Raw genomic sequence first — 21710 nt, 5'->3', positions numbered from 1 at the left:
CGCCGGCCCGGCGCGACCGCGGGAAATTCGGGGGGCGCAGGAGGAACACCTGGACACCAACTCGGCGGATAATTCGTCTCGCCGCCAGGACGCCCCCGCGATCCCCGCCACCAATGAAAGCCGACGCCTTCGACATCCGCAACCAGCCCGCCTACGGGCTCGCCGAGGCCGCACGCTACGTGCGCCTGCCGGGTGCCACCTTGCGTACGTGGCTGATCGGGCGCGACTATCCCAAGGGCGAGGCGAAGGCCACCTTCCATCCGCTGATCAAGCCGGCGCACCGCGACCCGCTCCAGCTGTCGTTCTACAACCTGGTCGAAGCCCATGTGCTGCGCGCCCTGCGTACCGAGCATGGTGTCGCACTGAAGGAACTGCGCACGGCCATCGCGTACGCCGAGAGGAAGCACCAGATCCACAGGCTCCTGCTCAGCCGGCACTTGCGGACGCACGCCGGCCAGGTCTTCCTGGATCGCTACGTGGAGCTCATCAACCTGAGCGCATCGGGGCAGTTGGCCATGCGCAAGATGTTCGAGGACCATCTGGCCCGAGTGGAGTGGGACGACTGGAAGTTCCCGGTGCGGCTCTATCCTTATGTCGGCGCAGCGGCCCGTCCCGCAGAACGGCCCATTGCCATCGACCCGCAGATCGCGTTTGGCCGCCCGATCGTGCAGCGTGCCGGCGTTTCGACCATTGCCATCGCCGACCGATTGGATGCCGGCGAGTCGGTCGACGCGATCGCCGAGGATTACGACCTGTCTCGCGAAGAGGTCGAACAAGCAGTGCTCTACACCCGAGCGGCGTGAGCCGGATCTGGTTTACGGATCGCGATCTCGGAAAGCAGTTTCCGCGCATCCTGGCCGACGCCGGAATCCGCGTGGAGCGCCACGGCGACCTGTTCCCTCCTGACGGCAGCGACGAGCAGTGGCTGGAGCACTGCGGCACCCGCGGCCGCGTCGCCATCACGCACAACAGCCGCATCCGTTACGTGCCGAACGAGCTGGCGGCGGTAGTGCGGTTCAAGGTGCCGCTCGTAGTCGTTGTCGGCAAGGTGCCCACGGCGGAACTGGCCCGGAACTTCGTCCATACGCTCCATCGCATCGAGGCCATGCTGGACGCGCATGCGCCGCCGGTGATCCTGAAGGTCTATCGAGCCAGCCCGTCGGAGCTCGAGAAAACCGCGGCTGCAGCCGGACGGGTCGAGGTGTGGTACCCGAAGCAGTGAGCGGACGGCCCCGGTGCTTGCGGGCGGAGGGTCAGCCAGCAGGCGCAGCGGACTCGACAAGCGCGTCAGCCAGCCGAACCTGCGTTGCTTGAGCGATGGCCAGCTTCTTGCGCAGGTCGGCGCAGAGGCGGCGGAGTTGGTTGACGCGGGCGACGATGCGGTGCTGCTCGGCGAGCGGGGGCAGTGGAACGATAAATGAAGCCAGTGCTTCTTGATTCAGTTTCGGCATTTTCACGCGGTTCTCCGCGACTGAAACCTGCTCCAGGAAGGTCTGACTTAGCATGCACACGAGCAAAAACTCTGAATTAATCTTGGCATTGATTGGATACATGTCTGCGCTGCAGAGTCCGGCGAAATCGACCAAGGTAGCCTTCGAGAGCGACGGACGAATCTTGGAGTAAAGAATCTGACCGGGATGGAATCGATGATTGGGGCTCGTCACCTTTGCGGCCGCAACGGTTCGCCGATGTAGCAGCCGACCGGTCCTCTTTTCGATGCAGTCCGGTGCAACTTGCCATTCGGCTTTGAACGCCGCTGGTGCAACCAAGTCGGAATCTACCTCCGCAACTTCAACGAATCTGCTCCAAGCCCAGCCAGCTGGTGCCTCAAATGGAAGTGCGGTGTCACCAGGGTCTGGGAATTTCTTCTCACGTCGCGCTCTGGCTTTAGAAGGCAACTGCGCGTCCGCCGCACGAATGCGCGCAAGTAACACACTTGCCGGCTCTTCGTTCGGGTCCTGCGGCACGAGCAATCCACGCACCGCCAGCTCCAACACGCGTTGCTCCAGCACGTCCACGGCCTCTGGTCGATCAAGCAGCAGGTCAAAGTGGGCGGCGACGCGTTGCCAGTTGGCGGCCAGTTCTTCCGCGGACGCGCTGTCGATAAGCGTGCCCAGCAGGGTGTCCAGCAACTGGGCATGCTGCGCGTCTTCGAGGCGGCCCTTCGCTTCGAGGACGTCACACAGGTGCATCAGGTCTTTGACGCGTGTGACGATACGGGACTGCTCTGCAAGCGGGGGCAGCGGAATCAAGAAGCGGCTCAACTTCGCGACGCTCAAACCCTCTCGCGACACGCCGACCTGAACATCCATCACGCTCTGCTGAACCCGCCGAGAAATCATCACCTTGTGCAAGAACGGATTCAGCGCCTTCATTAGAGGTCGGAGAATCGTGACGTGCTGGCTGACGTTTGCCTCATCAAAGTGGGCAGGTACTACGGCGCACCTCCCGATCGAAGCACCGGTGATATTGAAGAGGAGGTCGTTGGCTCGCACCACCGTACCAGCCATTTGCGCGTGGATCTTCGGTGTGATGAAAGCGACGCCGTCGAGGCGGAGCCCGTCATTCCAGACGTTCTGGGAACGCAGAAATTTGATCCCCGAAGATACGTAGACTTCCTTACCCCCGAGAGGGGTGCTACCCGAGCCGATCTTCTGCAACAGCGTACCCAGGCGGACCCAAATCCACCCTGAGGGTAAGTTGAACGGGATTTCGGGGGCTGTGATCTCCTCAAGGGGCTTTGTTTGCTTAATCTTGCTGGCGGCGACGAGCTGCATCTTCTCGGCACGAACTTGAGCCAGCAGCGCGCTTGCCGGTTCATCCTCTGGATACTGCGGCACCAGCTTCCCCCGCACTGCCAATGTCAGAATCAGCTCCCGCATTCGCGCCACGCCCCCAGGGGCGGAGGCGACCAAGTCAAAGTGCTCCACCAGCCCCGGTCGCAACGCCGCGAGATATCGCGCACTCGGCTCCTGCGCCTTCAGCACCGCGCTCACGCCCGCGCTCCCAACGACTCGGCCAGCATTGCCTTGAGCTGATCGCGCAGCGCCTGCGCCTCGTGCTGCAGCTTCGCGTACTCCGCGAGCAGCTGGTCGGGGTCGTGGTTTACCGCGTCAGGGGCATGCGGGTTCTTCTGATCCAGGTTGTAGTTGGTGGCCTTGATCGCGGCGATGTCGACCTTCCAGGCGCGCTCGTTCCCCACGCGCGCCGCAAAGCCGTCGGCCTCGCTGCCCCACCAAGCCTTCTCGGCGTCGAATTCCTCGATGCGGATCGGCTTGGTCTTGTTGTAGTTCTTCACGCCCGGCGGGTACGGATGCTCGTAGTACCAGATCGCTTCGGTCGGCCGGCCCTTGGTGAAGAACAGCAGGTTGGTCTTGATGCCGGTGTACGGTGCGAACACGCCGTTGGGCAGGCGGACGATGGTGTGCAGGTTGCACTCGTCCAGCAATTGCTGCTTGATGCGCGTCTTCACGCCTTCGCCGAACAAGGTGCCGTCCGGCAGCACCAGGGCGGCGCGGCCATGCTGCTTGAGGATGTGTTTGATCAGCACCAGGAACAGGTCGGCGGTTTCCTTTGTGCGGACGTCGGCCGGAAAGCCCGCTTCGATGCCCGGTTCCTCGATGCCGCCGAAGGGCGGATTGGTCAGCACCACGTCCACGCGCTCGGCCGGCGTGTAGTCGCGCAGCGGCCGCGCCAGGGTGTTGCCGTGGGCGATCAGGCTGGGCACTTCGACCCCGTGCAGCATCAGGTTCGTCACGCACAGCATGTGGGGCAACTGCTTCTTCTCGACGCCGGCGACGCTGGTCTGCAGCAGTGCCTGCTGCTCGGTGTTGCGTACCTGCCGGCGCAGATGCTCGATGGCGCAGACCAGGAAGCCGCCGGTCCCGGTGGCCGGGTCGAACACCTTCTCTCCCAGCTGCGGGTTGACCATGTCGACCATGAACTGCGTGACCGCGCGCGGCGTGTAGAACTCGCCCGCGTTGCCGGCGCTTTGCAGGTCGCGCAGGATCTTCTCGTACAGGTCGTTGAACTGGTGCCGCTCGGCCTGCCGGTTGAAGTCGATGACGCTCAGCTTGTTGATCACCTGCCGCAGCAGCTGGCCGCTCTTCATGAAGTTGTTCGCGTCCTCGAAGACGCTGCGCACCACCCAGGCGCGCGGGTTGCGCACCGGGTCTGCGGGGAGCCCCTTCAACTTCGGAAACAGCGTGTTGTTGACGAACTCCAGCAGCGGATCGCCGGTGATGCCTTCCGGGTTGGCGGCCCAGTTGCGCCAGCGCAGATGCTCGGGGATGGGGCTCTTGTAGCCTTCGCGGGTGAGCTCCAGCTCCTCTTCCTGGGCGTCGAACACCTTGAGGAACAGCAGCCAGACCATCTGCTCTATGCGTTGCGCGTCGCCGTTGATGCCGGCGTCCTGGCGCATGACGTCCTGGATGGACTTGATGACGGGTGTGAGATTGGACATCCGAAACAGAAATGAGGGATCAGGCCTGAGCCGGTGCGTAGAGTTCGCGCTCCAGCGTGCTCAGGGCTTCCAGGTATTGCGGGCGGCCGCCGAAACTGCGGATCAGTTCGACGGGTGAGCCCAGGGTAGAGAGGGGCTGCACGCGCAGCACCTCGTTGCTTTCGATGGTGGCGATGCCCTCGTCCGCGTACTTGTCCAGCAACGCGTCGAGCACCTTGCGCGCCACGGGGCCGTACTTGTCGAAGACCTTGCGCTGGCGCACCCGCCGCGCCCGCTCGCGCCGCGTGAGAGGTGTCTGATCGTAGGCGACGTGCAGCAGCAGATCGAACGGATCGAGGTCCTTGCCGACTTCCTCGGCCAGGGCGTCGAGGAAGACGCCCTGGCGTTCCAGCTCCTCGATCAGCGCGGCCTTGCGCTCGGCGCCGTTCCAGGCCTGCAGGAACTGGTCGAGGGATTCGTAGGACTTCTTCAGGTTGATCCGGGTGTAGTCGCGCAGGCTCTCGGTCACCAGCTTGCCGTCGGCGTTCAGGTACTGCACCCGCTCGCGTGCCACGGCGACGGTGACCATTCCGCCGACCACGTAACGGCGGGGTTCGTCTGCGTTCACTTCGGCCGGGCCGGTCAAGTCGACGGCGGACGGCGGCGTGCCGGGCGCAGCGGTGACGGTGTCGGGCGGCTCCGGCGGGTCGACGGGATCTCCTTCGCGCGGTTCGTAGATCTGCACCGGATCGCCGTCGAAAGCCGGGTCGGCGAATAGCTCGGTAGCGCGCTTGAAGTCGAGGATCGTGAACCAGCTCTTGCCGAGGTCTTCGCGCAGACGGGTGCCGCGGCCGATGATCTGCTTGAACAGCGTCATCGACCGGATGTTCTGGTCCAGCACGATCAGCTTGCAGGTCTGCGCGTCCACGCCGGTGCTCATGAGCTTGGACGTGGTGGCAATGACCGGATAGGTCTTTTCCGGATCGATGAAGTAGTCGAGCGCGCGCTTGCCTTCCGTGTTGTCGCCGGTGATCTGCACGACGTACTGTGGCTGCGTGCTGCAGATGTCCGCGTTGGCGTTGCTCAGCGCCTGGCGCATCCGCGCTGCGTGATCGATGTCCTGGCAGAAGACGATTGTCTTGTGGTACCGGTTGGTCGCCTTCAGGTACTCGGTGATGCGCGCGGCGACCACCTCGTCGCGCCGCTCCAGCACCAGCTTGCGGTTCATGTCGGCGCCGGTGTACACGCGGTCCTCGATGACGTTGCCGTGCTTGTCCGTCATGCCCGCGGCGGGGCGCCAGCCGAAGGTGTCGCGGTCCAGGTCGACCCGGATCACCTTGTACGGAGCGAGGTAGCCGTCCTCGATACCTTGGCGCAGGCTGTAGGTGTAGACCGGTTCGCCGAAGTACTCGTAGTTGGAGACGTCCGCCGTCTCCTTGGGCGTGGCCGTGAGGCCGATCTGGGTCGCGCTGCGGAAGTAGTCGAGGATTTCGCGCCAGGCCGAATTCTCCGCCGCGCTGCCTCGGTGGCACTCGTCGACGACGATGAGGTCGAAGAAGTCGGGCGAGAATTGCTTGTAGATGTTGCGCTCTTCCTCGGTGCCGCTGACGGCCTGGTAGAGGGACAGGTAGATCTCGTAGCTCTTGTTGACCTGCTTGGAACTGCTGACGGCAAGGTCGATTTCCTCGACGCCCGGCCTGCCCTGCGCATCGACCATCTCCACGCCCTTGCCGTGCGGACTCAACTTGGCCATCGCCCCCTTGAACGGCCGGAAGTCGTTGACCATGGTCTGGTCGATCAGGATGTTGCGATCGGCCAGGAACAGGATGCGCTTCCTGGCGCCGCTTTTCCACAGCCGCCAGATGATCTGGAACGCGGTGTAGGTCTTGCCGGTGCCGGTGGCCATGACCAGCAGCGCGCGCTTCTGGCCGCGGGCAATCGCTTCCACCGTGCGGTTGATCGCATTGAGCTGGTAGTAACGCGGGGTCTTGCTGGGCGCGTAGTCCGACTCAGTGACCTTGCGGACGTCGTCGGACCAGCCTTTCCAGACGCAGAAGCGGGACCAAAGTTGCTCCGGCGACGGGAACTCCTCCAGCGCCAGATTGCGCTCCAGCACGCCGTCGACGAGCGTCGCGTCACGAAAGACAAAGCCGTCGCCATTGCTGGAAAAGCTGAAAGGCACCTCGAGGAGCTCGGCGTACTTGATCGCCTGGGGCATGCCGGCGCCCATGGCGTGGTTGTTGTCCTTGGCCTCGACCACGGCCAGGGGAATGTTGGTCTTGTAGAAGAGGGCGTAGTCTGCACGCAGCACCGTCGAGACATCGCGCTTGGCCTTGTGTCCCCGAACGACCACGCGGCCGGCTCGCAAGGCGTACTCGCGGTAGATCTGCTCCATGCCGCTCCAGCCGGCCGCCTCAATGGCCGGCCGGATGAACTTGTCGCAGATGTCGCTCTCGGACAGGCTCTTCTTGGTCATCTCGTCCTGTGGCATCGCTCGACGTCCCACTCCATCGTGGTCCTCGGGACGGTCGGGCCAAGCTGCAAACCGTTGCAGCCAGCCCTGCATTGTGCCGTGCGGGTGTAGGCTGGCTCCATGAGTGGATCACCCGACGCCTGGACCTTGCAGGTGGGCGGTCACGAGGTCGTCGTCACGAATCCAGGCAAGGTCTTGTTCCCGGATGCCGGCCTGACCAAGCTGGACCTGGTCAATTACTACCTGGCGGTGGCGCCGGGCGCCTTGCGCGGCGCCGGTGGCCGGCCGTGCATCCTGGTGCGCTACCCCGGCGGGATCGGCGAGGAATTCTTCTTCCAGAAGCGGGCGCCCGCCAACCGTCCGGACTGGCTGGAGGTGGCGCAGATCCGCTTTCCGTCCGGCCGCAGCGCTGAAGAGGTGGTGCCGCGCGAGGCGGCCGCGCTGGCCTGGATGGCCAACCTGGGTTGCATCGAACTGCACCCCCACCCGGTGCGCGCCGACGACCTGGAGCACCCGGACGAGCTTCGCGTGGACCTCGACCCGGTTCCCGGCGTCGAATGGAAGCAGATCGTCGAGGTGGCGGGCGTGGTGGAGTCGGTGCTGACCGACTTCGGCCTCGTCGGCTGGCCCAAGACTTCCGGCTCGCGCGGCGTCCACGTGCTGGTGCGGATAGCCCGCCGCTGGACCTTCGATCAGGTGCGCCGTGCCGCGCTGGCGCTGGCGCGCGAGGTGGAGCGCCGCGCCCCACTGCTCGCCACCAGCAAGTGGTGGAAGGAGGAGCGGCACGGCGTCTTCGTCGACTACAACCAGAACGCGAAGGACCGCACGGTGGCCTCGGCGTATTCGGTGCGGCCGCGGCCCGACGCCCGCGTATCGGCGCCGGTGAGCTGGCGCGAGCTGGACACCTGCGACCCGGCGGACTTCACGCTGCGGGCCATGCCGGCGCGGTTTGCCAGCATCGGCGATCCGCACGAAGGCATCGATGCGGCCGTGTGCTCGATCGATCGCTTGCTGGAGTTGTCCGCTCGCCATGAGCGCGACGGCGCGGGCGACGCGCCCTGGCCGCCGCATTACCGCAAGCAGGAAGGCGAGCCGCGGCGGGCGCCGCCGTCGGCATCGAAGTCATCGAAGACCGCGCAGACCGCGGCTTCGAAGGCCATCCCGGCGAAGCGCAAGTCGACCAAGCCGCTGATCGAGATCGCCCGCGCCGACCGCGAGGCCGAGGCGCTGGCTGCGGTCGAAGCGTGGAAGGAGCGCCATCCGAAGGCGGCGGCGCACCTGCAACCCGCCGACGTGCTGGTGGACAAGATGCGCGGCAGTTCCTCCCTGTGGTACCGCGTTCGGATCAACCTGGAGCACGTGCCGGCGCGGCAGCGGCCGAAGGCGGACAAGCCGGACGCGCATCGCGACTGAGGTTCGCTCCCTCCCCCGCTGGGGGAGGGCAGGGGTGGGGGCAGGCGTGCCGCCAGCCCGCACAATGCCGCCTGGACTTTCCACAGGGAGTTTTCTTGTCCCACGCCAAGCCCCGGGTGCTGCTCACCAATCCGATCCATCCCGACCTGATGCCCGAGCTGGCGCAGCACTGCGAAGTGGTGCTGGCGCCGGACCCCTCTACGGCGACGCTGGCCCGCCTGATCCCCGACGCTCACGCGCTGGTGGTCCGCGCGCCGCTCGCGCCCGAGCTGTTCGACCACGCGCCGAACCTGCGTGCGATCGTGCGCCACGGGGTGGGCCTGGACATGGTGCCGATGGACCTGGTGACAGCCCGCGGGATTCCGGTGGCCAACACGCCCGGCGTGAACGCGCAGGCCGTCGTGGAGTACTGCCTGTCGGCCATGCTGCACCTGCGGCGCGGGCTGGCCACCATGGATGCGCGCATGCGGCGGGACGGCTGGGCCGCGGCACGCCCGCTCGCCGACGGCGGCAGCGATCTCGGCGGCAGCACCTGCGGGATCGTCGGCGTCGGCGACATCGGCGGCCGGCTCGCCACGGTGGCGGCGGCATTGGGGATGCGGGTGCTGGGCTTGGCCCGGCGGCCGGAAACCCTGCCGGCCGGCGTGGAAGCGGTGGACAAGCAGCAGTTGTTCGCCCGGTCCGACGTGGTGGTCCTTTGCTGCCCCCTGACCGAACAGACGCGGGGCCTCGTCGATGCGGCGAGCGTGGCGGCGATGAAGCGCGACGCGATCCTGATCAACGTGGCGCGTGGACCGGTGGTCGACACCGCAGCCGTCGTGGCCGCGCTGCGCCAAGGACGGCTCGGCGGCGCCGCGCTGGACGTGTTCGAGCGGCAGCCGCTCACCGGCGACGAGCCGCTGTTCGACGCGCCCAACCTGCTGCTGACGCCGCACGTAGCCGGCATCAGCGACACCAGCATGCGGGCGATGAGCGAGGTCGCCGTGGCTACCGTGCTGGCCCTGCTGCGCGGCGAGCGGCCGCGCAATGTGGTCAACCCGCAGGTCTTTCGTTGAACATTTCCCCAGGCCGCGCCGGGCGCGCGGCACGCCGGTATGCTCCCGAGTCGGCCCTGCGCGGCCGCAAGGAACGGAGACCATGAAGATCACATCCATCACGGCGGTGCCGCTGTCGTACCGGCTGCCCGAAGGCAAGACCGTGACCATGGGGGTCGGCAGCACCCTCAAGCGCGACGCCATCATCGTGCGCGTCGAAACCTCCGAAGGCGTCACCGGCTACGGGGAGGCTCATCCGGGCCGCAGCCCGGGCGCGATCGCGAGCCTGATCCAGAACACGCTGGCGCCGATGTTGGTAGGCATGAATGCCACCGACGTTGTCGGCGCCTGGCAGCGCGTGCACCGCATGCAGCTCTCGAGCCACGGACTGGGCGCCGGTGCGGCGCTGGCCCTGTCCGGCATCGACATGGCCTTGTGGGACATCCGCGGCAAGGCCGCCAACATGCCTCTGTACGAGCTGCTGGGCGGCACGCGGCGCCGAGTACCGGCCTACGCCGGCGGCATCTCGCTGGGCTACCAGCCGAAGGAATCATTGGCCGAAGAGGCTGGGGAGTACGTGGCGCGCGGCTACAAGGCCGTCAAGCTGCGCCTGGGCGACAACGCAGGCGACGACATCGAGCGCGCCGTGCACGTACGCCAGGCGCTTGGCGATCGCGTGGACATCCTCACCGACGCGAACACGGTCTACACGATGGCCGACGCGCGCCGGGTGCTGCCGGTGCTGGCCGACATCCGCGCCGGCTGGCTGGAAGAGCCGTTCGCCTGCAACGACTTCGCCTCGTACCGGGAAGCCGCCAAGATCACGCCGCTGGTGCCGCTGGCGGCCGGCGAGAACCACTACACGCGCTTCGAGTTCGCGCAGCTGCTGGAAGCTGGCGCGGTGCAGGTGTGGCAACCCGACCTGTCCAAGTGCGGCGGCATCACCGAAGGCGTGCGCATTGCAGCGATCGCGTCCGCGTGGCGCATCCCGGTCAACCCGCACAGCTCGGCGACCGGCCTGAACCACGCGGCGACGCTGCACTTCATGGCGGCCACCGAGAATTCCGGCTATTTCGAGGCCTGCGTCTCGAAGTTCAATCCGTTCCGCGACATGTTCGGCCCCACCTTCGAGATCGGCGCCGACGGTTGCGTCGAGCCGCCGTCCGGCCCCGGCATCGGCATCGAGGTGGACGAATCGATCTTCGGCAAGTACCCGTCGATCGACGGCCCCGGCTACGTCGTCAAGTTCTGACAATCGCAACCAAGGAGACAAGATGAGCAGTCTGTTGAAGAAGATCCTCGCCGGCGCCTGCCTGGCCATCGTCGCGGCCGGCGCCGCCGCCCAGGGCTTCCCGGAGCGCACCGTGAAGTTCGTCGTGCCGTATCCGCCCGGCGGCTTCAACGACACCCTGGCCCGGGTGTCGGCCGAGAAGCTGACGAAGATGTGGAACCAGCCGGTGGTGGTCGAGAACAAGCCGGGCGGCAACACCACCGTGGGCAACGTGTTCGTGGCCAAGTCGCCGGCCGACGGCTACACCATCCTGATCTCGCCGCTGCCGTTCTCGGCGCTGCCCGGCCTGTACGGCGCGAACCTGCCGTACGACGCGCTGAAGGACTTCACACCGCTGGTGTGGGCCGGCAGCACGCAGAACGCGCTGGTGGTGCGCAACGACCTGCCCGTCAACACCGTGAAGGAATTCATCGAGTACGCGAAGAAGAACCCCGGCAAGGTCAATTACGGCTCGACCGGCTCCGGCTCGTCGAACCACCTGTCGATGGAGCTGTTCATGAAGATGACCGGCACGAAGATGCAGCACATCCCGTACAAGGGCAGCGCGCCCGCCGTGACAGCGATGATCGGCGGCGAGATCGACGCCCTGTTCGACAACGTGCCCAACGTCGTGAACCACATCAAGGCCGGCAAGATGAAGGTGATCGGCGTCAGCGGCTCGCAGCGCGCCCCGCTGCTGCCGGACGCGCCGACGGTGGCCGAGGCCGGCGTGCCCGGCTACGAGGTGAACGTCTGGTTCGGCATGCAACTGCCGGCCGGCACGCCGAAGCCGGTGGTCGACAAGCTCAATCGCGACATCGTGACCCTGCTGAAGGAGCCCGACGTGGTGCAGCGCTTCCGCAATGCCGGCGTCGAGGTCGTGGCCAGCACGCCCGCGGACTTCAGCAAGCTGGTGCACAGCGAAGTGAACAAGTGGACCTCGCTGATCAAGGAAGCGAACATCCGCATCGAATGAAGATCACCGACGTCACGCTGACCCTGTTTGCCTGGGACGGCATTCCCGCCACCAGCTACGGCGCGCACACCGGCAGGTTCTCCGGGGCCAGCCAGCTCGGGCTGCTGGCCATCGCCACCGACCAGGGCATCACCGGCCACGCCTTCCTCGGCTCCGCGTTCAACGGCGCCGACATGGACGGGCCGAGCCTCGTCCGGGTGCTCAAGCCGCTGCTGGTCGGACAGAACGCATTCGACCGCGAACGCCTGTACAAGGCGATGTGGAAGCGGGTGCGGACCACCACGGTGCGCTCCATCGGCGCCGTGGACATCGCGTTGTGGGACATCGCCGGCCAGGCGGCGGGGCTGCCGATCCACAGCCTGCTGGGCGCCTTCCGCGACAAGGTGCCGGCGTACATCAGCTCCGCCGTGCTGCCCAGCGCGCAGGCCTATGCCGAGGAGGCGCTGCACTACAAATCGCTCAACCTCGCCGCGTACAAGATCCATCCGCCGCAGGCGTGGCGGGAGGACATCAAGGTGTGCGAAGCGGTCCGCAAGGCGGTCGGCGACGACTACCTGCTGATGCTCGACGCGGCGTGGAGCTACGAGTACGCCGCCGCGCTGCGGGTGGGGCAGGCGATCCAGGAGCTGGACTACTACTGGTACGAGGACCCGCTTGCGGACGCCGACATCTACAACTACGTCGAGCTGAAGAAGCACCTGCACATCCCGATCATGGCGACCGAGTACCCGGCCGGCGGCCTGGACTCGTACACGCCATGGGTCAAGGAGCGGGCCACCGACTTCCTGCGGGGCGACGTCGCGGTGAAAGGCGGCATCACCGGCCTGATGAAGGCGGCGCACCTGGCGGAGGCGTTCCATCTCAATTACGAGCTGCACCATGGCGGCAATTCGCTCAACAACGTGGCGAACCTGCACGTGCTGATGGCGATCCAGAACACGGAGTTCTTCGAGATCCTGCTGCCGTCGGGATCGCAGAAATACGGTCTGGCGCAGGACATCGAATACGACGGACAGGGGATGGTCCATGCGCCGACCGGTCCCGGCCTGGGCGCGCAGATCGACTTCGAGCTGATCGCGAAGAAGAAGGTGGCCGTGCTGTCGTGATGTCTCCCTCCCCGTCCGGGGGGACTGTGGGATGGGAGCGCAGGCGCGCTGCCCCCTTCCAAGCCTTCTCCCAGCGGGGAACTACGCGCGCGCCGGATCGAGCAAGCCGAGGAACTCGGCGTTGCGGACCGGCTTGACCAGGTAGCGGTCGAAGATCATGTCCTTCTCGCGCAACTCCTCGCGCTGCGGCGAGCCGGTAACCGCAACCGGGATCGCGCTCGGCAGGAGCCGCGCCATCCGCGGACGGCGCGTCAGCGTTTCACCTGGACGCGGGCTTTGCCTCTATCGGGCGGCACAGCGCTTCCAGCTTGTCGTCGCGCGGAATGTGAAGGCGGGTGATGCATTCTTCCGGCGTTTCGCCGGGCAGCAGCTCCTGGCCCGGGACCGGATGACCACGCCAGCGGTGGGATTGCCGGGCTTCGCGGCCATCGGCCGGCTGTGCGGCTGGCGGCTGCACGGAACCCACCTGCGCCGGCGGCGAGCGCAGGGCCTTGCAGGAGATGCGGCTTGCTCCGGGTGCTCCCGCAGCACCGCTTCGGGCGGCGGCCTTGGCTTCCTGCACCGAGCGCGCCGCGACGATGAACTGCCGTGCGCCCGCCGCACACTTGTACGTGGATTTGGCGGCCACCGGAGCAGCAAGCGCCCCGGCCGTGACGAGCGCCGCCGCAAGACATGCGCCGGCAAGAATGGCTGCCACGGCGCCGGGCAGGCGGCGAGCAGGAAGGCCAGCGATCACCTTCATTTCCCCTCGATTTTGCAGAGTCTGGCGTGGAACCTGCAAGATGCAAGCAAACCCACAGGTCACTCTGCCATCGTCACCGCGGCGCGTTTGCCGCCCCGAACACCTTCTCCAGCTCGAAGGCCGTCGCCACTTCCAGCTGGTCGTAGCGGCAGTCCTGCGCCGGCTTGTCCGGCCGCCAGCGGACGAACACCGCCGCGTGGCGGAAGCGGTTGCCCTGCAGGTGGTCGTAGCGCACTTCCACCACCCGCTCCGGGCGCAGCGGCTCCCACGACAGGTCCTTGCCAGCGCTCCAGCGGCTCTGCGCGCCGGGCATCCGCGTGCTTTCGTCGGTGGCCTGGGCCCAGTCGCGCCAGGGGTGGTTCTCCAGCGCGTCGTCGCGCAACGGCGCGAGTTCCTGCACCAGGTCGCGCCGCACCTGCATCGTGAAGGCGGACGTCACGCCGACGTGGTGCAGCACCCCGGCGTCGTCGTACAGGCCCAGCAGCAACGAGCCGACGGCCTCCTCCTTGTCGCGATACCAGCGAAAGCCCGCCACCACGCAGTCCGCCGTGCGCGAGTGCTTGATCTTGTACATCGCCCGCTTGCCCGGCTGGTAGGGCAGCGCCTCCGGCTTGGCGATCACGCCGTCCAGCCCCGCGCCCTCGAAGCGCTGCAACCAGTCCTCGGCTACCGCGCGGTCGCGGGTGACGGGCGTCAGGTACACCGGTGGGGCGACGCTGGCCAGCAGCCGTTCCAGGCGGATGCGGCGCTCGGCCTGCGGCAGTTCCATCGTCGAGCGGCCGCCGGCGGCCAGCAGGTCGAACGCGACGAACGCCGCCGGCGTGGATTGCGCCAGTTTCGCCACCCGCGAGGCCGCCGGGTGCAGCCGCTGCTGCAGCGCGTCGAAATCCAGGCCTTTCTCGCCGACCACCACGATCTCGCCGTCGAGCACGCAGCCCCTGGGCAGCGCCTGGGCCAGCGCCCGTTCCAGCTCCGGAAAGTACCGGTTCAAGGGCCGCAGGTCGCGGCTTTGCAGATAGACCTCGTCGCCGTGGCGGAACACCAGGGCGCGGAAGCCGTCCCACTTGGGCTCGTAGAGAAAGCCGCCCTCGGGCGGCAGCGCATCGGCGATCCTGGCGAGCATCGGCTCGATCGGAGGCGAGGTGGGGGAGGAAGATGCCATGGGCACCGTTCTAACAGGGATCGCGGCCTCGTGGAGCCGGTCCTGGCCAGGACCCGGCCGTACGGTCCCCAGGACGCCCCGGCCACTGCAGGGCAGGTGGCCCGCCGGTATAATCCGCGGCATCCGAGGAGCGTTGCAGCGCCATTTTGAGGCGTGAGGCTCGGTCAACATGCAACGACGCTCACCCACTGATCCTGTGCGGTGAGCTTGCAGCAGAGCAGTTCCCCGTGCGCCGGTCAGTGGCCCCACCCACCATTGGAGCCACGATGAACGCCGTTCTCAAACCCGCCACCTCCCAGGACTGCGCCATTGCCGACCTGTCGCTCGCCGACTGGGGCCGCAAGGAAATCCGCATCGCCGAGACCGAGATGCCCGGCCTGATGGCCATCCGCGAGGAGTTCGCCAAGGCGCAGCCGCTCAAGGGCGCGCGCATCACCGGCTCGCTGCACATGACGATCCAGACGGCGGTGCTGATCGAGACGCTGCAGGCGCTGGGCGCCCAGGTGCGCTGGGCTTCCTGCAACATCTTCTCGACCCAGGACCACGCCGCCGCGGCCATCGCCGCCAGGGGCACGCCGGTCTTCGCGATCAAGGGCGAGTCGCTGGCCGACTACTGGGACTACACGCACCGCATTTTCGAATTCGGCGCGAAGGGCAGCGAGGGCGAAGGCCCCAACATGATCCTGGACGACGGCGGCGACGCGACGCTGCTGATGCACCTGGGCAAGCGCGCCGAGAAGAACGCGTCGCTGATCGCCAACCCGACCAGCGAAGAGGAGAAGTGCCTCTTCGCCGCGATCAAGGCCAGGCTGGCGCAGGACCCGACGTGGTACAGCCGCAAGGGTGCCCAGATCATCGGCGTCACCGAAGAGACCACCACCGGCGTGCACCGCCTGAACGAGATGAGCGCCAAGGGCACGCTGCTGTTCCGCGCGATCAACGTGAACGACTCGGTCACCAAGAGCAAGTTCGACAACCTGTACGGCTGCCGGGAGTCGCTGGTGGACGGCATCAAGCGCGCCACCGACGTGATGATCGCCGGCAAGGTGGCTTGCGTGGCCGGCTACGGCGACGTGGGCAAGGGCTCGGCCCAGGCGCTGCGCGCCCTGTCGGCGCAGGTGTGGGTGACCGAGATCGACCCGATCAACGCCTTGCAGGCCGCCATGGAAGGCTTCAAGGTCGTGACCATGGAGTACGCCTGCGACAAGGCCGACATCTTCGTCACCTGCACCGGCAACAAGCACGTGATCCGCCACGAGCACATGGCGGCGATGAAGGACCAGGCGATCGTCTGCAACATCGGCCACTTCGACAACGAGATCGAGGTGGCGGCGCTCGAGCAATACGAGTGGGAAGAGATCAAGCCGCAGGTGGACCACATCATCTTCCCGGACGGCAAGAAGATCATCCTGCTGGCCAAGGGCCGGCTGGTGAACCTGGGCTGCGCCACCGGCCACCCCAGCTTCGTCATGAGCTCGTCGTTCGCCAACCAGACCATCGCCCAGATCGAGCTGTTCACGCATGCCGATGCCTACGACATCGGCAAGGTCTACGTGCTGCCCAAGCACCTGGACGAGAAGGTGGCGCGGCTGCACCTGAAGAAGGTGGGCGCCATGCTGACGGAGCTGACCGACGAGCAGGCCGAGTACATCGGCGTGCCCAAGCAGGGGCCGTACAAGGCCGATACGTACCGGTATTGATGTCTTCCTCCCTCGCCCCTCTGGGGAGAGGGCTGGGGTGAGGGGCGCGAGTGCCGTGCCCCCACCCCAACCCTCCCCCAGCGGGGGAGGGAGAAGAGCACACCCATGCGTACCGACCAGTTTTCTGCCCCCTCTCCCGCTTGCGGGAGAGGGCTGGGGTGAGGGTGCCGGCAATGCGCATCGACCAGCTCCTCGTCGAACGCGGCCTCGCGTCCTCGCGGTCGCAGGCCCAGCGCCTGATCGCCTCGGGCGTGCGCTGGCTCGACCGCGGTGCCTGGAAGACGGTGGCCAAGAACGGCGACGAAGTGCCACCGCGGGCGCAGATCGAGCTGCTCGACACGGCCGAGGCGAAGTACGTCTCGCGCGGCGGGCTGAAGCTCGAGGGCGCGTTGCGCGCCTGCGGCATCAGCGTGCAAGGCAAGCGCTGCCTCGACGTCGGCCAGTCCACCGGCGGCTTCACCGACTGCCTGCTGCAGCACGGGGCGGCGCAGGTGACCGGCGTCGACGTCGGCCACGGCCAGCTACACGAGAAGGTGCGTAGCGATCCGCGGGTGCGGGCCATCGAGAAGGTGAATGCGCGCGAACTCACGGCGGAGCAGGCGGGCAGTGGCTTCGACCTGGTCACCGGCGACCTGTCGTTCATTTCGCTGACGCTGGTGCTGCCGGCGCTGGCGCCGCTGGCCAGGCCGGGCGGCGACCTGCTGCTGCTGGTCAAGCCGCAGTTCGAACTGCAGCCGGGACAGGTCGGCAGGGGCGGCATCGTCACCGACGCGTCGCTGTACGCCGTGGTCGAGCGCCGCATCCGCGATTGCTGCGCGGCGCTGGGGCTGCAGGTGCGCGGCTGGCACGACAGTGCCATCGAGGGCGGCGACGGCAACCGGGAATTTTTCGTCCACGCGACGACCAGGACATGAGGAGGGCGGCATGAAGACGCCGGTGAGTTTTGAATTCTTTCCGCCGAAGACGCCGGAAGGCGCGGCGAAGCTGCGCACGGCGCGGCAGGCCCTGTATGCGCTGCAGCCCGAGTTCTGCTCGGTGACGTACGGCGCGGGCGGCTCAACGCACGAAGGCACTTTCGCAACCGTGAAGGAAATCCTGGCCGAAGGCAGGGAAGCGGCGTCGCACTTCTCGTGCATAGGCGCCACGCGCGACAAGGTGCGCGAGCAGCTGGCCGAACTGCGTGCGATGGGCATCCGGCGGCTGGTCGCGCTGCGCGGCGACCTGCCCAGCGGCTATGGCACGGGCGGCGAGTTCCAGCACGCGAGCGACCTGGTGGCGTTCATCCGGGTCGAGACCGGCGACGACTTCCACATCGAGGTGGCCTGCTATCCGGAAATGCACCCGCAGGCGCGCTCGCCGGAGCACGACCTGCGCGCCTTCGCGGCCAAGGTGCGCGCCGGCGCCAACGGTGCCATCACCCAGTACTTCTACAACGCGGACTCGTATTTCCGCTTCGTCGAGGAAGTGCGCAAGGCCGGCCTCGACATCCCCGTGGTGCCCGGCGTGATGCCGATCGTGAGCTCCACCCAGCTGATGCGATTTTCCGATGCGTGCGGCGCGGAGATCCCGCGCTGGATCCGGCTGCGCCTGCAAAGCTATGGCGACGACAGCGCCTCGATCCGCGCGTTCGGCCTGGACGTCGTCACGCGCCTGTGCGAGCAACTGGTCGCAGGCGGCGCCCCGGGCCTGCACTTCTACACGATGAACCAGGCGGCAGCGTCGGTGGAGATCTGCAAGCGGCTGGGGGTGTAGGCGCAGTCTCAACGCGCTGCGCGCTTCGGGCGCGCAATGCGGCCTGCCCCACATGCCGCCGGCGCTGGCGGAGGACTATCGCTGACGCGCGGTCGCCGGAAACCTCGCTGGCCGCGACCTGCTCACGCATCAGCTTGGTGGAGCATGCGCCCCGGCGGACCGGGATGCACTCGCGATGGGCGGTGGCGTGGCGACGAAGGCTTTGTAGCGGCCGCTCCGGTTCAGCTTGACGTAGATGTGGTGGAGGTGAGTCTTCACCGTCTGGTCGCTGATGCTCAGGACACGCCCGATTTCCTTGTTGCTCATTCCGGCGCCGATCAGCGACAGGATCTCGCGCTCGCGTGTCGTGAGCAATCGCTCCTCCTGGCTGGAAGCGGATGGCGGGTGATGGTGAGCTGCAAGCTGCCGACGCAGCGCCTGCAGCACGGCGGAGCGCGCGAACCAGCACTCGCCCCGGTGGACGGCGAGCACGGCCTTCGCCCACAGCAGTGCATCGCTGGCCGCTGCCACGCTGCCGCACGCCCCGTTGGCGACGAGGCTGGTGACGAGCCGGTCGGTGCACAGGTCGCACAGCAGCAGCATGCGGCTGGCGGGGCTGACCCGCGCGATGCGGTGCAGGATGCTCCACAGGTGCTCCTCGTCGCCGGCCACGTGTTCGAGAAGGACGACGTCAGGTCGCTGCTGCGCTGACAGGAGAATGATTTCATCGAGCCGAGCGGCCGTTGTCGCGATGCGATCGGCGGCGACGCGTGCCAGGGCGTCCCGATGAGCCTCGGCACGGCGCTCTTCCCGGCACGCCACCAGCAGTCTGATCTTCACCGGAAGCCTCGACTTCGCGTTTGTTGTCGCCGCAGCGTAGCAGTGCGCGCCAAAACCGCAAGGATGTCGAAGCTGTGCAGTCGAAAATTACAAACTGTTCTTGATGTACGACATGGGCGCGCAGCGGCCTGGGTGTGTTGACGCACAGAGCGCGCCGGCTCCCGCGAACGCGGTACACCATGCGATGTATTGAACAGGGCTGTTCGACTGCGTGCTGGCCGGTACCGCGAGCGCCCAGGGCGGCCCAGGTGACGACGGTGACGGTGGTCGGCGTCGACCTGCTCGCCTCGCACATCGCGTTCGGCTGATCATCCGCCGGACGACAAGGCCCGGCGCCCCGGCGCCGGGCCTTGTCGCGCCCGCGGGGCGCATGGCCTGGCGGCACATACACCAAGCGGTGTATTGAACGAGGACTGCCCCGGGTCGATCCTGCGCAATGCATCGATGTGGCGCCCGGTCTTCCACCTGTCTCCCGGCGGGAGCCCGGGGCCGCAACGCTGCAGCGCGGCCAGCTTCGGCTGGCCGCATCCTTCTTCAGGCAAGGCGTCGCTTCCGGGACGCCTTCGATGTAAAGCCGCAGGAGTAAATCATGGCCTTCACGATCACCGGCTCACTCACCATTGACGAAACGACAGGCACGCAGAACGCGGCGGCCTCGGGCGACAGCACGGGCAACGACGTGGCGGGCGGCCTGGGCACGCTCGTCGCGAATGTTCCGGAATTCGATGCGCTGCTCTCGCTGGTGGTCGCGCCGGGCGTCCTGCCCACCAACGTCTCCGTGAGCAACGCGACGGCCGACAATTCGATCGGCAGCTCCTTGCTGACCGGCCTGGGCGCCGATGTCGTCGATCTGGCTTTTACCAACTCGGCGGGCGGTCCGCTGAACGGCGAACTGGCGAAGTACGGCGCCGGCCCGACCGACTACCTCACGACAACGGACGGCCTGAAGATCGCGCTGTACAGCTACACGGCATCCGACCTTCCCGGCGTCGACGAGAACAACGTGGTGTTCGGCCGCAAGGCGAATGCCGACGGCACGGCCAACCCGGCCGGAGCGATCGTGTTCGCCGCCTATCTGCAGCCTACCGGCGCGGGTGACACCCCCCTGGCGACGGACGTCGACGCGCTCGGCGCCAAGGTGTGGCTGGTGGAATACGAGCCGATGGAACACGGCATCGATGGTGCGACCGCCGCTGCGTACGACGACGCGAGAATCCTGGCGGATCCGCTGTACGTCAGCGTGGGCACCCGCAGCGAATTCTCCTTGCAGGGGGCGCCCTCGGGGCAGAACCTGTTCCTGACCTTTGGTGACGGGACGCCCGCGGCGGGCGAAGTTGCCATCGTAGTGACGGCCGAGCACCCCGCCAACCAGTCGGCCGGGGAGAGCATCACCAAGGGCCAGACCGTCAACACCGGGCAGGGCGGCGGGGGCACCACCATCGGCAACACCAACCAGATGGTCGATCCGGGCGAGGGCCTGTACTTCTCGTTCGTGAATGGGGCCAACGATCAGCTCACGGTGCCGAACCTCGACCAGAACGAAGCCGACATCGAATCCAATATCCAGTTCTCCAGCATGTTCGGCGCGCTGGGGGCGTCCTTCGCGGTTGTCCAGTTGCAGCAGGACAGCCAGGCGTCGCTGACGATCACCGCGCTGAACACGGCCGCTGAATCCGGCGTCAATTTCGTCGACGGGCTGGGCGTCGGCGCGGGCGGCGACACGGTCGTCAACATCAATTGGGTCAAGGTCAGCACGTCTGTGAAGAGCGGCAACACCTTGTCGCCGGGGCCCGAGTACGTGTTCACCTCGGACTTCCAGGACGCCGCCACCGGCGCATCGGTGGACTTCAGGCCGGACGGCTCGGTGGAACTCATCGGCCTGCAAGCGAACGACGTGGTTTCGTACCGCACCGGCAACTCGAGCGGCACGCTGACGCATAACCGGGTGTTGATCAGCAACTCCGGCAATCCGATCGCCAACGCGTCGAAAATGAATGCGGCATTCGACATCGGCAAGTTCTCGCTCAGCAATGCCGCCGTCGATACCGACGCGTTCCAGGCCCTGGCCTTCGAGGACGACGGGCCGAGCGTGGCAGTCAGCGTTACCGGCGAAGCCGGCGTGCTGCTGACCACGCAGGACGCGGAAACCGACGGCGACCCGACGGCCGCCGATACGGCCTCGACCACGGCCGACTTCAGCGGTGCATTCAGCGGCGCGGCGGTCTTCGGTGCCGACGGCCCCGGCAGCGTCGCTGCCAACTACACGCTGAGCCTGTACGGCGCCGATGGCGGCGCCTCAGGCCTGGCCAGCGACGGCGCGGGCATCAACCTGTACAACGTGGCCGGCGTCATCGTCGGCTCCACTGCACTCGCGGCCGCCTCGATCGATGCGGCCAACACCATCTTCAGCATCTCCGTCGTAGCGGCCACGGGCGTCGTGACGCTCACGCAGTACGCCGCGATCGACCACCCCATCGCCGACGACCCGACGCCGACCGGCAGCCCGTTCGACGACCAGCTGGCCGTGCTGGCCGCCGGCCTCGTGAAGCTGACCGGAACGGCCACCGCCACCGACGGTGACGGCGACACGGCCACCCACAGCCAGGACGTGGACCTGGGCGGCAACGTGCGCTTCGCCGACGACGGTCCCAGTGTGTCGACCACCGGGACCTTGCCGATACTGACCGTGGACGAGACCGTGCTGGCGACCAACGCCACCGGTGACTTCTCCTCGAACTTCAGCGCCGTCTTCGGCGCCGACGGGATGGGCGCCACGCCGGCCAGCTACGCCCTGGCCGCCGGCAGCGAAGGCATGGACTCGC

19 protein-coding genes and 1 riboswitch are annotated in these 21710 nt (G+C 67.1%); of the genes, 12 read left to right on the top strand and 7 right to left on the bottom strand.

The features are described 5' to 3' along the window. Positions 1-113: 113 nt before the first annotated feature. Both RAMLITH_RS20055 and RAMLITH_RS20050 read left to right on the top strand, forming a co-directional pair. Positions 114-803, top strand: a complete 690-nt coding sequence (locus RAMLITH_RS20055) for a DUF433 domain-containing protein (RefSeq protein ID WP_168109232.1) — start codon at positions 114-116, stop codon at positions 801-803. Then, positions 800-1222 carry a PIN-like domain-containing protein gene (locus RAMLITH_RS20050; RefSeq protein ID WP_168109231.1) on the top strand — a complete coding sequence of 141 codons (423 nt, stop codon included), beginning with the start codon at positions 800-802 and terminating at the stop codon, positions 1220-1222. Before RAMLITH_RS20055 ends, RAMLITH_RS20050 begins: the two co-directional genes overlap by 4 nt. 31 nt (positions 1223-1253) lie before the next feature. Here the strand turns inward: RAMLITH_RS20050 and RAMLITH_RS20045 are convergent, their stop codons facing one another. From RAMLITH_RS20045 to hsdR, 3 genes are read right to left on the bottom strand one after another with little or no spacing between them, the layout of a single operon-like run. Further along, positions 1254-2996 carry a restriction endonuclease subunit S gene (locus RAMLITH_RS20045; RefSeq protein ID WP_168109230.1) on the bottom strand — a complete coding sequence of 581 codons (1743 nt, stop codon included), beginning with the start codon at positions 2994-2996 and terminating at the stop codon, positions 1254-1256. Beyond that, entirely contained in the window at positions 2993-4462 is a 1470-nt protein-coding gene (locus tag RAMLITH_RS20040) for a type I restriction-modification system subunit M (RefSeq protein ID WP_168109229.1), read from the bottom strand. Before RAMLITH_RS20040 ends, RAMLITH_RS20045 begins: the two co-directional genes overlap by 4 nt. 19 nt (positions 4463-4481) lie before the next feature. After that, positions 4482-6917, bottom strand: coding sequence for an EcoAI/FtnUII family type I restriction enzme subunit R (gene hsdR, locus RAMLITH_RS20035; protein ID WP_168109412.1), 2436 nt, complete (start codon positions 6915-6917; stop codon positions 4482-4484). 117 nt (positions 6918-7034) lie between these two features. On the opposite strand from hsdR, the gene ligD reads away from it, so the two are divergent. The 5 genes from ligD to RAMLITH_RS20010 all read left to right on the top strand — a co-directional run bounded on the left by ligD (position 7035) and on the right by RAMLITH_RS20010 (position 12713). Beyond that, complete coding sequence (gene ligD / locus RAMLITH_RS20030; protein WP_168109228.1) at positions 7035-8327, top strand: non-homologous end-joining DNA ligase; 1293 nt, start codon at positions 7035-7037, stop codon at positions 8325-8327. A 95-nt stretch (positions 8328-8422) separates the two neighbouring features. Further along, positions 8423-9382 carry an NAD(P)-dependent oxidoreductase gene (locus RAMLITH_RS20025; RefSeq protein WP_238344297.1) on the top strand — a complete coding sequence of 320 codons (960 nt, stop codon included), beginning with the start codon at positions 8423-8425 and terminating at the stop codon, positions 9380-9382. Between the two features lie 82 nt (positions 9383-9464). Beyond that, the gene (locus RAMLITH_RS20020) at positions 9465-10613 is read left to right on the top strand and encodes a mandelate racemase/muconate lactonizing enzyme family protein (RefSeq protein ID WP_168109227.1); all 1149 of its coding nucleotides are present in this window, start codon (positions 9465-9467) and stop codon (positions 10611-10613) included. A 22-nt stretch (positions 10614-10635) separates the two neighbouring features. Next, complete coding sequence (locus RAMLITH_RS20015) at positions 10636-11607, top strand: Bug family tripartite tricarboxylate transporter substrate binding protein (RefSeq protein ID WP_168109226.1); 972 nt, start codon at positions 10636-10638, stop codon at positions 11605-11607. Further along, the gene (locus RAMLITH_RS20010) at positions 11604-12713 is read left to right on the top strand and encodes an enolase C-terminal domain-like protein (RefSeq protein WP_168109225.1); all 1110 of its coding nucleotides are present in this window, start codon (positions 11604-11606) and stop codon (positions 12711-12713) included. Before RAMLITH_RS20015 ends, RAMLITH_RS20010 begins: the two co-directional genes overlap by 4 nt. Before the next feature lie 81 nt (positions 12714-12794). Here the strand turns inward: RAMLITH_RS20010 and RAMLITH_RS20005 are convergent, their stop codons facing one another. The 3 genes from RAMLITH_RS20005 to RAMLITH_RS19995 all read right to left on the bottom strand — a co-directional run bounded on the left by RAMLITH_RS20005 (position 12795) and on the right by RAMLITH_RS19995 (position 14617). Beyond that, positions 12795-12950: a hypothetical protein gene (locus RAMLITH_RS20005; RefSeq protein WP_168109224.1), complete on the bottom strand. Its 156-nt coding sequence runs from the start codon at positions 12948-12950 to the stop codon at positions 12795-12797. A gap of 22 nt (positions 12951-12972) precedes the next feature. Then, a complete protein-coding gene (locus tag RAMLITH_RS20000; protein WP_168109223.1) occupies positions 12973-13455 on the bottom strand; it encodes a hypothetical protein in 483 nt (160 codons plus the stop codon). Positions 13456-13528: 73 nt separating this feature from the next. Continuing rightward, positions 13529-14617: an ATP-dependent DNA ligase gene (locus RAMLITH_RS19995; RefSeq protein ID WP_168109222.1), complete on the bottom strand. Its 1089-nt coding sequence runs from the start codon at positions 14615-14617 to the stop codon at positions 13529-13531. A gap of 119 nt (positions 14618-14736) precedes the next feature. Continuing rightward, positions 14737-14807: riboswitch (S-adenosyl-L-homocysteine riboswitch) on the top strand. A 76-nt stretch (positions 14808-14883) separates the two neighbouring features. Between RAMLITH_RS19995 and ahcY the strand changes: the two genes are divergently transcribed. The 3 genes from ahcY (at position 14884) to metF (ending at position 18069) form a co-directional block, all read left to right on the top strand. Next, the gene (ahcY, locus tag RAMLITH_RS19990) at positions 14884-16317 is read left to right on the top strand and encodes an adenosylhomocysteinase (RefSeq protein WP_168109221.1); all 1434 of its coding nucleotides are present in this window, start codon (positions 14884-14886) and stop codon (positions 16315-16317) included. Between the two features lie 173 nt (positions 16318-16490). After that, a complete protein-coding gene (locus RAMLITH_RS19985) occupies positions 16491-17231 on the top strand; it encodes a TlyA family RNA methyltransferase (RefSeq protein WP_168109220.1) in 741 nt (246 codons plus the stop codon). Positions 17232-17241: 10 nt separating this feature from the next. Continuing rightward, a complete protein-coding gene (gene metF / locus RAMLITH_RS19980) occupies positions 17242-18069 on the top strand; it encodes a methylenetetrahydrofolate reductase [NAD(P)H] (protein ID WP_168109219.1) in 828 nt (275 codons plus the stop codon). Positions 18070-18198: 129 nt separating this feature from the next. Here metF and RAMLITH_RS26140 read toward each other — a convergent pair whose 3' ends face one another. After that, on the bottom strand, positions 18199-18888 hold the full coding sequence (locus tag RAMLITH_RS26140; RefSeq protein ID WP_202883307.1) for a LuxR C-terminal-related transcriptional regulator: 690 nt from the start codon (positions 18886-18888) through the stop codon (positions 18199-18201). Between the two features lie 179 nt (positions 18889-19067). Here RAMLITH_RS26140 and RAMLITH_RS26135 point away from each other — a divergent pair, with 179 nt between their 5' ends. Together RAMLITH_RS26135 and RAMLITH_RS19970 are read left to right on the top strand one after the other, a co-directional pair. Beyond that, on the top strand, positions 19068-19196 hold the full coding sequence (locus RAMLITH_RS26135) for a hypothetical protein (RefSeq protein ID WP_272954204.1): 129 nt from the start codon (positions 19068-19070) through the stop codon (positions 19194-19196). 281 nt (positions 19197-19477) lie between these two features. Then, a partial coding sequence (locus tag RAMLITH_RS19970; protein WP_238344296.1) for a DUF5801 repeats-in-toxin domain-containing protein occupies positions 19478-21710 on the top strand: 2233 nt, incomplete at its 3' end.

The organism is Ramlibacter lithotrophicus, from assembly GCF_012184415.1.
Classification (GTDB): domain Bacteria; phylum Pseudomonadota; class Gammaproteobacteria; order Burkholderiales; family Burkholderiaceae_C; genus Ramlibacter; species Ramlibacter lithotrophicus.
This window is presented reverse-complemented; position numbering and strand designations above follow the sequence as displayed.